The following is a 13,215-nucleotide window of genomic DNA, read 5'->3' as shown; positions in this document are numbered from 1 at the left end:
TCTTCTTTTAATAGGGAATGTAAGGTCGACACCTTAGATAACAACATAAAAATTAAGTAATAAACTCTTAAATTAAATAGTGTTTTTAGGGCCTGCTCTTATCGCATTATGTGAAGTTATTTGAATGGGTTTATTGGTGGATAAAATATCGTAATTAGTCGCCATAAAGACAGTATTGGTACTGAATTTTTGGGGGTTGGTTAACGATGGTGACACCTTTCGGGTTGATATTTGTTGATCTTGAACGATTTCATTGTTCGCCATAATCCCAACGTGAGAAACCGTTGATTCATTGGGGATTGCTTCTTGCTGGCATAAACTAAACCCAGTAGCAATTACACCTAATAATAAGTGCGATAGAGCTGTTTTGATTGTTAAGCGTTTACTGAGTATTTGCCAGAAATTAGTCATGATCATAGTGGCAATATGTTAGCATTATTTGCCAAAATGAAAAACATTTATTACTTGTATTGTTATCAAGAAAATGAAGATTCAGTTAAAAAGGAAATTTATCTATCTTGTCGAACGTTTAATGACAAGATAGATAAAGATAAAAAACTATTTTACCATCAATTGACCCATCATACCCAGTGTTTCATGTTCAATGATATGACAATGATACATGCGTAATCCGGGCATATTTTGTTGAATCTTTATCGTGATTGTTTCATGGGGTCGAAGATTTACTGTATCTTTTAATGCCACGTATTGGGGGGGTGTTTTGGTACCATTAAATTCATGTGAAACGACCATAAATTGTGCACCATGAATATGAAAGTTATGATCCATATGAGAGTTATTATGAATAGTCCATTCTTCAACCTCGTGAATTTTACTTTCAAGATCGATACGATTCATATCATGGCGTTTGCCATTGATTAAAAATAACATTCCGCCACGCGGCTCTTTCATGTCCATCACTTCGGTATATTCCAGTTTTTTGTGTGCGGTGGCTTGTCCAAGTTTTGGTAAGGTACGAAGTGTTGATGGCAAGGTGATTGAGTTTGACTGCGTTAAATCTAACTCTGCAAGTAACATATCTTGTTCAGGTGGTACATTGCCCATTTTGCCTCGATCGTAACCGATAGATTGCAAATAAACCGTCCCCGTTTTTTTAGGTAGAATAACAATTTCTGCCCGTTCGGCAGGGGATAACAGTAATGGTTTATTTAGTGATACAGGTTCAGACAATAATCCACCGTCAGTCCCCACTAAAAAGACATCACAATCAGGAATGGATAAGTTAAGGTATCTACCTGAACAAGCGTTCCAGATTCTTACACGTGTTGCTGAATCAACTTTAATTTTAGGTCGATAACTCCCGTTAATTAATACAAATTGACCTTCACGACCGTTCATCCAATCAACCATGGTATTATCGGCAATTTCACCTTTATCCGTTAATTTTAAATCTGAAAAGAACCAGTGTTGTTCAGGAAGAGAATTTAAAGGATCATCTTTACTTCGAACAATGAATGTTCCAGCTAAACCTCGATAAACTTGTTCAGCTACTGTTTCATGTCCATGAGGATGATACCAAAATGTGCCTGCATTTCCTTTAGGAACGTCAAATTCATAAACACGACTTTTTCCCGCTGGAATGGCATCTTGAGGGTTACCGTCTTGATTCGATGGAATAAGTAACCCATGCCAATGCACGGTTGTGGCTTGTGGCAGATCATTTTTTACCGTGATTTTAACGTGATCACCCTCGTTAACTTCAATTTTAGGGCCGGGAATCATACCGTTATATGCCCAAAATTCCGTCGTAATTTCAGGTGTTAAGGCAATTTTGACGGGTTTGAGGTGTAAGGTCGCTTCAAATACACCCGGTTGATTACTTTCATTTTTTAAATTGATCAAGCTGGGTAAATTGTCGTTCTGTTTTAGTGAGGAAGTAGGCAAAAGCTTTTGTGGTTTTTGATCGTGTTTCATATTCATGTTCATATTCATATGTTCGTGCATATTATCCCCCTTGTTACAATCATCAGAATTGAGTTCGCAGGTCATACCCGTCATCTTGGTATGTTCCATTTTAGCAATGGCTTTGGTTGCAACTAATCCACCTACAGCAGCCGTAAAATTCATTAAAAAATGTCGACGTTTCATAATATTCCCATAATAAATTAACTGATTTAACAATAACGCTGAAAATCGTGATGTGAGTAAACATAACGATAGATAACGTTTATTCATAACTGATAGTGATTAACAACTACTATCTAATAGCGATAACTTATTAAGCAATTCGTGGTGGTCTTAATTCAGGAATAAATTCATTATCATTTGCAATGAATTTAAGTGATAAAAAATGTGTAAAGTTGATTTGCCTATCGAGGTTAATGGCATAGTTTGAAACGATTGCCCCACATACAGCACAATGATTGATTAATGAACAATTTATTTTTGATGATAAAGAATTAGCGTGATGAGGATCCGAGCTTTGATCGAATGTTAAAATGGAATGAGTCGTTGAATAACAAGTCGAGTCAAAAGACTTTCCCATTTTTGATAATGGTAGTAAAAAATAACCAAACAGCAACAAAACCGCTGTTAATACAACGATGCCTTTAAATTGTATATTGAGGATCCTTACTGACATATTACAATCTCACAACGCATCAAATCGCTAATAAGCAGTATTGTACTTCAAACGTCACGATATAGCACGTTTTTTAAACATTTCTTATTTTTAAACAACATAATTGATAGTTAACAAATTGAATAAATTTATTAATTAGATAAATAAGATATAGACTTTTTTTAAGTTTGGCGAGTTCATGAAATTCAGATTGCGATTGACCCTTAAACTCATTTTCAAATTTGTCTCAAAATTCTCCTTTATTGTTTAAAATAAGCAAGATAATTGTTTTGGCTTCTGGTATGATATGCAGTAATTTTAATTGACTAATCATTACAATATGAAAATTCTTTTTGGTGTTCAAGGAACAGGAAATGGTCATATTAGCCGATGTCGAACTTTAGCCAAAGCGTTAAAAAAGGCAGGCGCTGATGTTGAGTATATTTTTAGTGGACGTGATCCAAAAGATTATTTTGATATGGATGTTTTTGGTCATTATAAGACTTTTCGGGGTGTTACCTTTGCAACAGTCAATGGAAAGATAAATTTTCGTAAAACGGTTCAACGCATCCGTGCTTTTCGGTTAATTAAAGATGTTCGCGAACTGGACTTATCAAAGTATGATTGTATTATTAGTGATTTTGAGCCGGTAAGCGCTTGGGCTGCTCATCATCAGCATCGAGAATGCTTAGGTATCAGTAATCAGGCGGTTTGTCAGTATTTAAAACCCAAAGAATATGGACTGATTGCAAATGTGATCATGAAGTATTATGCGCCAGTAACCAAGCCAATTGGTTTACACTGGTTTCATTTTGGACATAAATTATTGCCACCCATGATTGATTCATTTCAAGTGGCGCCTACCGAAAATGGTTCCATTGTTGTTTATTTGCCATTTGAAAATATGACTGAAATTGTTGAATTACTTAAACAATTTGCTAAACATCAATTTATCTGTTTTCATCCAAATATAAAGCAATTATCACAAAACGATAATGTTACTTTGCACCCTCTTTGTCGTGACGGTTTTATGGATGCGGTAATAAGCTGTTCGGGGATTATTTCTAACACGGGATTTGCACTAATATCTGAAGCATTAGTTTTGGGTAAAAAGATTTTGACTAAACCTGTCTCGGGTCAGTTTGAACAAATCTATAATGCTCAATGTTTACATACATTAGATATGGCAACGGTGATGGAAACCTTAAATAGTATTAAACTTAAGTATTGGTTAGATTTACCTTCGCCAAAACCAACGGTCTATCCTGATGTTGCAACTGAACTTGCTAATTGGATTGTTAATGGGCAAAAAGAGTCTTTGCTTTCTTTAAGTCAACGACTTTGGGCGCAAACTGTTTTTCCCGAAAATGTAAATCAACGAATTAAAGCTTTAGGTTATGTATAAACAAACTCACATGACACTTAGTATCATTGTTGCGATGGCACATAATCGTGTTATTGGTTTTAACAATCAGATGCCTTGGCATTTACCAGCGGATTTGGCATGGTTTAAAAAAAATACGCTTAATAAACCTGTTATTATGGGCAGGAAAACGTTTGAATCTATCGGCAAAGCGTTACCCAATCGACATAATATTGTTATTTCTAGGCAAGCAAAAACCGAAGCCGAATCAAATACAAATCCTAATATAAGTTGGGTCACATCTATTGATGAGGCACTGGTAGTGGCCAATAGTCAACAATGTCAGGAAGTCTTTATCATTGGTGGTGGCAATATTTATCAGCAAGTTTTACCGTTTATCAATAGACTTTACTTAACGCATATTGATGCTGATTTACAAGGTGATACTTATTTCCCTAATTATGCCCCCGAAACTTGGCAATCAGTTTTTCAAGAACATCATCAAGCTGATGATAAAAATCCTTACGATTATTACTTTGAAGTGTTAGAACGTAACTAAATCACATTACGAAATGATGTCTGAGCAAAACTTAAGGTAGTGAGGGTGGCTTAAAAAATAGCTCACCCTTGGTGGCGTCTTGCTTCAATGACATCGGGTAGCTGTTTTATTTTATTGAGTATACGATTTAACGAGTCTTGATCAAAGATTTCCATGTCGACATCAATATTAGCCAATTGTTGCTTCATATCACTTCGACTTATTAATCCAAGCACATTGACTTTTTCGTTAGCTAAAATGGTTGTGATATCACGTAATAAGCCACTCCGATCGTTAGCGATGATCTGTATCACCATGGTATAACTTGAATTGGTTTCATTACTCCAAACCGCACTAGTGATTCGTTCAGGAGCGTGATTTTTTAAATCCTGTAACTGTTCACAATCCGCCCGATGAATGGAAATGCCTCGCCCTTGAGTCACAAAACCGACAATTGGATCACCGGGAATAGGGCGACAGCAATTTGCAATAGTGCACATTAAATTACCGACACCTTCAATAATAATTTCACTTCCTTTTTTATTACCGATTTTATTGGTATTTTTCGTTTGTGAATTGGATTTTTGAACAATTTGTTTTAATGCCGCTTCGTCTTCTTCTTCAGCGGTAGGTTTATTGACTTGGGCATTAACAAAATTGACCAATTGATTTATTCTGACATCACCACTACCAATACCGGCAAGAACTTCATTAAAGGAATGGGCGTTATATTTATCAATCAGCATTTTTTCAACGCTTTTCAAACTGATATTTAAAGGTTCCAGCTCATCTTCTAAAATTTGTTGACCAGCTGCTATATTTTTATGTCGATCTTGTTTTTTAAACCATGCCTGAATTTTAGCTCGTGCCCGACTACTATTTACAAATCCGGTATTTGGATTCAACCAATCTCGGCTCGGATTAGGTTGTTTTTGAGTGATTACTTCAACTTGATCGCCCATTTTTAGGTTATAAGTAAATGGTACAATTCGTCCTCCAACTTTTGCACCAATACAACGATGACCTACATCACTGTGAATATGATAGGCAAAATCAAGCGGTGTTGAGCCAGTAGGCAAATCAACCACATCACCTTTAGGCGTAAAGACATAGACTCTATCATCAAAAATCTGGCTACGTACGGCTTCTTGTATTTCACCACTTTCAGACATCTCTTGTTGCCATGTTAATAATTTTCGTAGCCAAGTAATTCGCTGATCATAAGCAGTCATTTTATCAGTACTGCCTTCTTTATATTTCCAGTGCGCAGCAATGCCTAATTCAGCATCATTGTGCATTTGCTCAGTTCGAATTTGAATTTCAATCGTTTTATTTTCGGGGCCATACACTACGGTATGAATTGATTGATAACCATTTGGTTTGGGGTTGGCAACATAATCATCAAATTCTTTAGCAATATGTTTATAATGACTATGGACAATACCTAATGCGTTATAACAATCTTCAATACGATCACAAATAATCCGTACAGCACGAATATCATAAAGATCTTCAAATTCAAGGTGTTTGCGTTCCATTTTTCGCCAGATACTGTAAATATGTTTCGGGCGTCCATAAACTTCTGCACGAATATGATCTTTATTCATTAACGCTTGTAGATGCTTAACAAAATGATTGATATAGGATTCACGATCAAGGCGTTTTTCGTGTAATTTTTTAGCAATAAAGCGATATTCATTCGGATAGAGATAACGGAAACAAAAATCTTCCAGCTCCCATTTTAATTGACCAATTCCTAAACGGTTGGCAAGCGGTGCATAAATGTTAAAACACTCCTTAGCAGCCAGTACTTGTTCTTCTTGTGGAGCATTTAACAGATTACGTAAATAAGTGATGCGTTCGGCAATTTTTATCACTACACTGCGAAAATCATTAACCATTGCCAATAACATACGGCGGATGCTATCAATCTGTTCAGACGTTGCACTGCCATTACGGATGGCGCGAAGTTGACGAATTTCTTTCATTCGAACAATGCTAGAAATAATGTGCATCATTTCACGGTCAAAATCTTCAGGAATATCTTCTCGACGTATAATCTTAGTTTCAAGGAAAGGGAGCAACAAAGCCGCACATAAACTGTTGATATCCATATTAAGTGTGGATAATATTTCAACCATTTCAACGGCATTTTGAAAACAGTAGACTTGCTCAGCTGCACCGGCACTGCTTTCAAAGCAAAAATCCCAGACTTGTTTAAACGTCTGATAACTATCCGCGTTAGTCAGTTGTAATTCTTGTTTTGCCCATTGTTCGACATCAAACTGTGCAAGAGAGTAATGCTCTTCACTATGTTGGTGTGCTCCTCTAATTGATACCATAATTATGATCCTGATTTGGTTAACAACAACATTGATTCAATATGTTTAGTTTGTGGAAACATATCTAAAATTGCTACTTGAGCAATGTTATAACCCGCTTGAGTTAACACTTTGCTATCTCTCGCTAATGTTGCGGGATTACATGAGATATAAACAATTTTTGACGGAGCCATTTTAACAATTTCTGTCGTTGCATTAAATGCCCCAGCTCTGGCAGGATCTAATAAAACTTTATCAAATTGTGATTGATTCCATGTAAAAAATTGTTGATTATCCTCTAAATTACTCGTTAAAAAATGAGTTTCGGCACAAACCTTGTTGCTATTTAATATAACGTTTAATTTCGCTTTTTCAACTAGTTCTTCTACGCCTTCAACGCCCGTTAATGATTGACAATAGGTAGCCATAGGTAATGAAAAATTACCCATACCACAAAAGAGATCTAAAACTTTATCGGTTGATGTTAATGTTAGCCAATCAAGCGCTTGTTCAATCATTTTTTGATTAACGTTGCTATTGACTTGAATAAAATTCAAAGGACTAAAAGTAAGCTTTAACTGATTGATTAGATAATAATGTTCCGTATGGCCGGTAATGTGCTGTAAATCTATGCCATGAAAGTAGAGTGAAATACCATTTTTTTCAGCGAAGTTTGTTAGTAACTGAGTGTCTTCATTGGTCATAGGCAAAGTATGCCTTAATACCATGATAATGCCACTATCAACAGCAACCAATTCAATATGCCCAAGTGATTTTTTTGATTTAATTTGACGTAATATTTTTTGCAAAGGAGCGAGTAACTGATCCAAGCTTTCGACCAATACAGGACAGTATTCTATATTGATAATTTGATTTGATTCAGCCTGACGAAAACCAATAAATAATTCACCTTTTACAATATTTATTGAAAGTCGGGCTCGTCGGCGATAATGATAAGGTTGATCAGCAATAATAAGCGGTGCTGAGTCAGTGATATGAGTTAACGATTGCCCACTTTCTTTTTGTATGAGATTAATGAGCGCATGATACTTTGCACTTTGCTGCAAATCCGTTGAAATATGCTGCAATTCACAGCCACCACATTTTTGATAATAGCCACATAATGGTTTTACCCGTTGGGCACTTTGATTGTGGTATTTGATGACCTTCGCTTTAGCATAATTTTTTTTATTTTCTGTCAACTGGATATCAACAGTTTCATCGGGTAAGGCTGATTTAACAAAAATAGTTTTGCCTTTGTGATTTGCAATTCCTTGTCCGAAGGCATCTATCGCTGAGATGGTGACCGTTAATTTTTGTGGAGCTTGTTTTTTTGAAGGTGGAGTATAAAAAATAACCATATAAATTCAACGTTATGTTAACCGTTTTAACAATTCTGTTTTGACATGTAAAGGAACTAAATTGGTAATATTGCCACCATGATAAGCAACATCTTTCACAATGGTTGAAGAGATAAAACCAATAGTCATTGATGGCATTAAAAATAAAGTATCTAAATCCGGTTTTAATGCGCGATTCATTTCGGCTAATTGTCTTTCGTATTCAAAATCTTGAGTGGTTCGAACACCTCGAACAATGACCGTTGCATTATGAGTTTGTGCAAAATCTGCCATTAAATTATCAAATCCAATCACTTGTACATTAAGTAAGTGTTCAACTGAACTGGATGCTAAATTGACCCGTTCTTTCAAACTAAATAACGTTTTTTTATTCGGATTTTCCGCAATTGCAACAATTAATCGAGGAAACAACAGCGAAGCTCGAGTAATCAAATCGATGTGCCCGTTAGTAATTGGATCGAACGTTCCCGGAAAAATTGCAGTTAAACTTTTACTTTTCATCAATCATAATGTCCATTTGCCATGATAGCTCTATCATACCGAATTCTTATCAAAATTGTTAGGGTAACTTGACAAAAAGCTTTGATGGTTTTATCGGAATATCCATCGTTGGTTATAAACGCGCATTGAATAAAATTGGGGTGTTACCGTGGTAGTAAGTCCCATTAAATCCAGTTGGACTTAACTCCATTGGTGTTTGCTCATATAGCATTAAGTGTTCATTTTTCCGTTTACATACTCAATTGATATAATATTATTCAATAAAAAATTGATAGATCGTTTGATATTGATAGGTTTCATCAGGTGTTAACCAACAACTAGGTTGTGGCCATTTGGGGTGATGTGGGCTATCTGGTAGAAATTGTGCTTCTAGCGCGATACCTGCATAATTGTCATATTCCCCATTATGACGGTTAGGTGTATGTTGCAGAAAATTACCGGTATAAACTTGTAACGCTGGTTTGGTCGTTATGACATTCATGGTCACTTTATTATCGGATGAGGTTAATTGCGCGGCAATTGGCTGGGTTTTGTCCAGTAAATAAGCATGATCATAGCCACCTGTTTTTTGTCGTTCAGGACTTTCAAGTAATCGGTCTGATAATCGTTTTGCTTGGCGTAAGTCCATATCAAATTCAGCGACACTAGCTAAATTGTCATCAGGTATGCCATGATTATCAACGGGCAAAAATTGGTTAGCATTGACTTGTAAAGTGTGATTGAGGATAGTGTTACTTGTTTCGCCATCTAAATTAAAATAAGCATGATTAGTTAAATTTACCACAGTGGTTTGCGTGGTAGAGGCATTGAACTTGATGATAACTTGATTATTATCGGTAAGTTGATAGGTCACTTGAACTTTCAGTTCACCGGGATAACCTTGATCACCATCGCAAGAAATTAAACTGAAAATGACTTGTTGATTAGATTGATCATCAATTTGCCATAATTGCTTATCAAAGCCTAACTTTCCGCCATGAAGCTGATTTTTACCTTCATTGGCAACAAGCGGATAGCGTTTATCGCCTAATTCAATAGATGCATGAGCAATACGGTTAGCATAACGCCCAATAGTTGCACCTAAATAAGCATGTTGTTGTTGATATTGCGCTAACGAACTACAACCAAGAAGTACTTCACGATTTTTATTATCAACCGGTATTAAGCAAGAAAGCCAAGTCGCTCCCCAGTTAGATAATTTAATCTGCATCCCTTGCTTATTAGATAGTGTAATGATCGTTGTTAAAGACATATGGCGTGCGCTCCTTCACTTGGTTGACAGATATATATATCTTCTTTAATACCAAATTTATTCTGATAATTATTGCTTACAACGGTTTTTACTGCATCAACTTTATTTTTATTTACCAGTGCAACAACACAGCCGCCAAAACCGCCACCTGTCATACGAACTCCACCTTGTTCACCGATAACATTATTGATAATGTTCACCAGATAATCGATAGCAGGTACTGTAATTTCAAAGTCATCACGCATTGAATTGTGACTTTGCGCCATTAATGTCGATAGTAATTTGTAATCACGACGTGCAAGTGCATGAGATGCCAGTAAAGTCCGTTCATTTTCGGTAATGACATGATGTGCACGTTTAAAAACGGTAGGATCAAGCGTTGGTTTAATTTTCAATAAATCTGATAATGTGGCGTCTCGTAATGCTTTTACGCCCAGCGCTGTTGCTGCTGCTTCACATTGCCTACGACGAGTATTATATTCGCTATCGACTAATCCACGTTTAATATTTGAGTTAATAATAACAACAGCTAAATCATCGGGTATTGAAACCGGATGAACAGAGAGCGTACGGCAGTCAATAAGTAAAGCATGATGATCTTGTCCAAGTGCCGATATTAATTGATCCATAATTCCACAATTGCAACCAACAAATTGATTTTCCGCTTCCTGACCGATTAATGCTAATTTAGTGCCATCTAAAGGTAAATTATTTAGAACTTGAAACATTTTGCCGATAGCCACCTCAAGCGAAGCCGATGAACTCAATCCTGCACCTTGGGGAACATTACCGCTAATTGCTAAATCAACACCATAAAGTGTATTTGCATAGTTTTTTAAATGTTTTACTACACCTCGAACATAATTAGCCCATTGATATTGTGAATGTTTCTCAATAGGGGAATCTAGCCAAAATTCATCTTGTTGATTATCATAGTCAACGGCAATTACACGTATTAATTTATCGGTACGTTTATGGCAGCTTATTACTGTGCCATAATTAATCGCACAAGGTAATACAAAACCATCGTTATAATCGGTATGCTCACCAATCAAGTTGACTCGCCCTGGTGCTTGCACAGTGATATCGGGTTGATAACCAAATAGGGTTGCAAAAGCTTGTTTAGTTTTATCGATTAATGCTTTCATCTATTTATCCTTTTTATCTTTATAATGAACATCACTGACATTGCGCAGTCTTTCAGCTGCCTGTTCAGGCGTTAAATCCCGTTGTACTTCAGCTAACATTTCGTAACCTACCATAAATTTTTTGACTATCGCTGAACGAAGCAAAGGAGGATAAAAGTGAGCATGAACTTGCCAATAGTCAGTGGTACCTTGCATAAATGGTGCGCCATGCCAACCCATAGAGTAGGGGAAAGAGCAATTAAACAAATTATCATAACGACTTGTTAATTTTTTCAGCGCCACCGCTAAATCAATCTGTTGGCTGTCGGTTAATAAGGTTAATTGTGCAATATGTGTTTTGGGTAATAATAACGTTTCAAATGGCCATGTTGCCCAGAAAGGCACGACAGCAAGCCAATGGTCTGTTTCAACAACTATTCGCTCACGATAGATCAATTCTTTTTCGGCATAATCAACTAATAAATTGCGGTGATAGGTTTCAAAATAATGATGCATATTCTGGTCTTCACGAGCGATTTCATTTGGGATAAAGCTATTTGCCCAAATTTGTCCGTGTGGATGAGGATTAGAGCATCCCATTACTGCACCTTTGTTTTCAAATATTTGCACCCAAGGATAATTTTGGCTTAGTTCTTTTTGCTGTGATATCCAAGTTTTAATTACTCCCTCAATTGCCGTTAAGTCTAATTCTGGCAAGGTTTTACTATGATCGGGGGAAAAACAGATTACTCGACTGGTTCCTTTGGCGCTTTGCATTTGAAAAAGAGTATCATCAGCTGGCGGCGAATCAGGGGTATCATCCATTAATGCGGCAAAATCATTAGTAAATACAAAAGTACCTGTATAGTCCGGATTTTTATCACCCGTGACCCGTTTATTGCTGGGGCACAAAAAACAGTTAGGATCGTAACTGGGTTTTTGTTCTTGATTTAGTGTTTCTTGTTGACCTTGCCAAGGTCGCTTGGCTCTATGCGGTGATACTAAGACCCACTGAGCCGTTAATGGGTTATAACGACGGTGGGGATGATCAACAGGATTAAATATTTGCATGTTTGCCTCTTTTAACATATTGCTGGTATTCATCTTTTTCATTAATCTTGAGGATAACCTTGTGGGTTATTCGATTGCCAATTCCAAGAATCTTTGACCATATCATCAAGCGTTAATTGGGTTTTCCACCCGAGTATCTGTTCTGCTTTTTTTGCATCTGCCCAAAATGCGGGTAGGTCGCCCGCACGTCGGGGTGCGTAATGCCACTTTAACGGTTTTCCTGACGCTTTCTCAAATGCTTCGATGACTTGTAAAACACTATACCCAACACCTGATCCTAGATTGTAAATATGGACACCGGGTTGATTATGATCAGCTTTTAATGCGGCGATATGACCATCAGCTAAGTCAACAACATGAATAAAATCACGAACACACGTTCCATCTTGCGTCGGATAATCATTTCCAAACACCGCCAATGATTCTCTTTTTCCTACAGCAACTTGGGTAATAAATGGCATAAGATTATTAGGAATACCAAGAGGATCTTCGCCTATTAATCCACTAGGATGAGCCCCCACAGGATTAAAGTAGCGTAGTAGGGTCAATGACCAATCAGGTTCGGCAATAGCCAAATCCATAATACATTGTTCGACCATTAACTTACTTTTTCCATAAGGGCTGGTTGGTAAACCTTGTGGCAAGGTTTCAACATAAGGTACGGGGGCTGATTCACCGTAAACGGTTGCGGATGAACTAAAAACTAATTGTTTGACGCCTGCATCACGCATTGCCTTCATTAACACAATGCTGCCATAGACATTATTTTCATAATACTCAAGTGGTTTATATACCGACTCACCGACGGCTTTTAAACCCGCAAAATGGATCACTGCTTGAATATCATTTTCATTAAAAATTTGCGCTAATAAATTGGCATCTCGTACATCACCTTGATAAAAATTGATTGGCTGATGCGTAATTTGTTGGATTCTTTTTAATACCGATGCTTTACTATTGAATAAATTATCTATCACAATTGGCGTATAACCTGCTTTAATCAATTGAACACAGGTATGACTTCCTATATATCCACAACCACCAGTAACGAATACTTTCATATAGAAACCTCAATTTATCTTAAATTGTTAAAAATTTGG

At 36.6% G+C, this 13,215-nt stretch carries 12 protein-coding genes; 2 read left to right on the top strand and 10 right to left on the bottom strand.

All coding sequences use genetic code 11. The features are described from left to right. Positions 1-72: 72 nt before the first annotated feature. From J3U36_RS01425 to J3U36_RS01415, 3 genes are all read right to left on the bottom strand, one after another. A complete protein-coding gene (locus J3U36_RS01425; protein ID WP_267349796.1) occupies positions 73-411 on the bottom strand; it encodes a hypothetical protein in 339 nt (112 codons plus the stop codon). Positions 412-558: 147 nt separating this feature from the next. Then, positions 559-2,109, bottom strand: a complete 1,551-nt coding sequence (locus tag J3U36_RS01420) for a multicopper oxidase family protein (RefSeq protein WP_267380831.1) — start codon at positions 2,107-2,109, stop codon at positions 559-561. Between the two features lie 130 nt (positions 2,110-2,239). Beyond that, entirely contained in the window at positions 2,240-2,602 is a 363-nt protein-coding gene (locus J3U36_RS01415) for a hypothetical protein (RefSeq protein ID WP_267380830.1), read from the bottom strand. A 319-nt stretch (positions 2,603-2,921) separates the two neighbouring features. On the opposite strand from J3U36_RS01415, the gene J3U36_RS01410 reads away from it, so the two are divergent. Continuing rightward, entirely contained in the window at positions 2,922-3,986 is a 1,065-nt protein-coding gene (locus tag J3U36_RS01410) for an MJ1255/VC2487 family glycosyltransferase (RefSeq protein WP_267359372.1), read from the top strand. Positions 3,987-3,996: 10 nt separating this feature from the next. Then, complete coding sequence (gene folA / locus J3U36_RS01405) at positions 3,997-4,503, top strand: type 3 dihydrofolate reductase (RefSeq protein WP_267380899.1); 507 nt, start codon at positions 3,997-3,999, stop codon at positions 4,501-4,503. A 62-nt stretch (positions 4,504-4,565) separates the two neighbouring features. Here the strand turns inward: folA and relA are convergent, their stop codons facing one another. The 7 genes from relA to galE all read right to left on the bottom strand — a co-directional run bounded on the left by relA (position 4,566) and on the right by galE (position 13,176). Then, positions 4,566-6,824: a GTP diphosphokinase gene (gene relA, locus J3U36_RS01400; protein ID WP_267380829.1), complete on the bottom strand. Its 2,259-nt coding sequence runs from the start codon at positions 6,822-6,824 to the stop codon at positions 4,566-4,568. 2 nt (positions 6,825-6,826) lie between these two features. Continuing rightward, the gene (rlmD, locus tag J3U36_RS01395; protein ID WP_267380828.1) at positions 6,827-8,164 is read right to left on the bottom strand and encodes a 23S rRNA (uracil(1939)-C(5))-methyltransferase RlmD; all 1,338 of its coding nucleotides are present in this window, start codon (positions 8,162-8,164) and stop codon (positions 6,827-6,829) included. A gap of 12 nt (positions 8,165-8,176) precedes the next feature. Next, a complete protein-coding gene (coaD, locus tag J3U36_RS01390; RefSeq protein ID WP_267359378.1) occupies positions 8,177-8,665 on the bottom strand; it encodes a pantetheine-phosphate adenylyltransferase in 489 nt (162 codons plus the stop codon). Positions 8,666-8,918: 253 nt separating this feature from the next. Then, positions 8,919-9,917 (bottom strand): galactose-1-epimerase, encoded by a 999-nt coding sequence (gene galM, locus J3U36_RS01385; RefSeq protein ID WP_267380827.1) that lies wholly within the window; start codon positions 9,915-9,917, stop codon positions 8,919-8,921. Continuing rightward, a complete protein-coding gene (galK, locus tag J3U36_RS01380) occupies positions 9,908-11,065 on the bottom strand; it encodes a galactokinase (RefSeq protein WP_267380826.1) in 1,158 nt (385 codons plus the stop codon). Before galK ends, galM begins: the two co-directional genes overlap by 10 nt. Beyond that, positions 11,066-12,115, bottom strand: coding sequence for a galactose-1-phosphate uridylyltransferase (gene galT / locus J3U36_RS01375; RefSeq protein ID WP_416379859.1), 1,050 nt, complete (start codon positions 12,113-12,115; stop codon positions 11,066-11,068). It lies immediately after the preceding gene. Between the two features lie 41 nt (positions 12,116-12,156). Continuing rightward, positions 12,157-13,176, bottom strand: coding sequence for a UDP-glucose 4-epimerase GalE (gene galE / locus J3U36_RS01370; protein ID WP_267380824.1), 1,020 nt, complete (start codon positions 13,174-13,176; stop codon positions 12,157-12,159). Positions 13,177-13,215 lie beyond the last annotated feature (39 nt).

The organism is Gilliamella sp. B3817 (assembly GCF_026536705.1).
GTDB classification, from domain to species: Bacteria; Pseudomonadota; Gammaproteobacteria; order Enterobacterales; family Orbaceae; genus Gilliamella; species Gilliamella apicola_I.
Note: the sequence above shows the minus strand (reverse complement) of the source record. Positions and strands in the feature narration are given on the sequence as shown.

Bases quoted from the DNA above. Each gene is read 5' to 3' on its own strand.
- J3U36_RS01425 (WP_267349796.1), bottom strand. From the start codon at position 411: ATGACTAATTTCTGGCAAATACTCAGTAAACGCTTAACAATCAAAACA.
- J3U36_RS01420 (WP_267380831.1), bottom strand. From the start codon at position 2,109: ATGAAACGTCGACATTTTTTAATGAATTTTACGGCTGCTGTAGGTGGA.
- J3U36_RS01415 (WP_267380830.1), bottom strand. From the start codon at position 2,602: ATGTCAGTAAGGATCCTCAATATACAATTTAAAGGCATCGTTGTATTA.
- J3U36_RS01410 (WP_267359372.1), top strand. From the start codon at position 2,922: ATGAAAATTCTTTTTGGTGTTCAAGGAACAGGAAATGGTCATATTAGC.
- folA (WP_267380899.1), top strand. From the start codon at position 3,997: ATGACACTTAGTATCATTGTTGCGATGGCACATAATCGTGTTATTGGT.
- relA (WP_267380829.1), bottom strand. From the start codon at position 6,824: ATGGTATCAATTAGAGGAGCACACCAACATAGTGAAGAGCATTACTCT.
- rlmD (WP_267380828.1), bottom strand. From the start codon at position 8,164: ATGGTTATTTTTTATACTCCACCTTCAAAAAAACAAGCTCCACAAAAA.
- coaD (WP_267359378.1), bottom strand. From the start codon at position 8,665: ATGAAAAGTAAAAGTTTAACTGCAATTTTTCCGGGAACGTTCGATCCA.
- galM (WP_267380827.1), bottom strand. From the start codon at position 9,917: ATGTCTTTAACAACGATCATTACACTATCTAATAAGCAAGGGATGCAG.
- galK (WP_267380826.1), bottom strand. From the start codon at position 11,065: ATGAAAGCATTAATCGATAAAACTAAACAAGCTTTTGCAACCCTATTT.
- galT (WP_416379859.1), bottom strand. From the start codon at position 12,115: ATGCAAATATTTAATCCTGTTGATCATCCCCACCGTCGTTATAACCCA.
- galE (WP_267380824.1), bottom strand. From the start codon at position 13,176: ATGAAAGTATTCGTTACTGGTGGTTGTGGATATATAGGAAGTCATACC.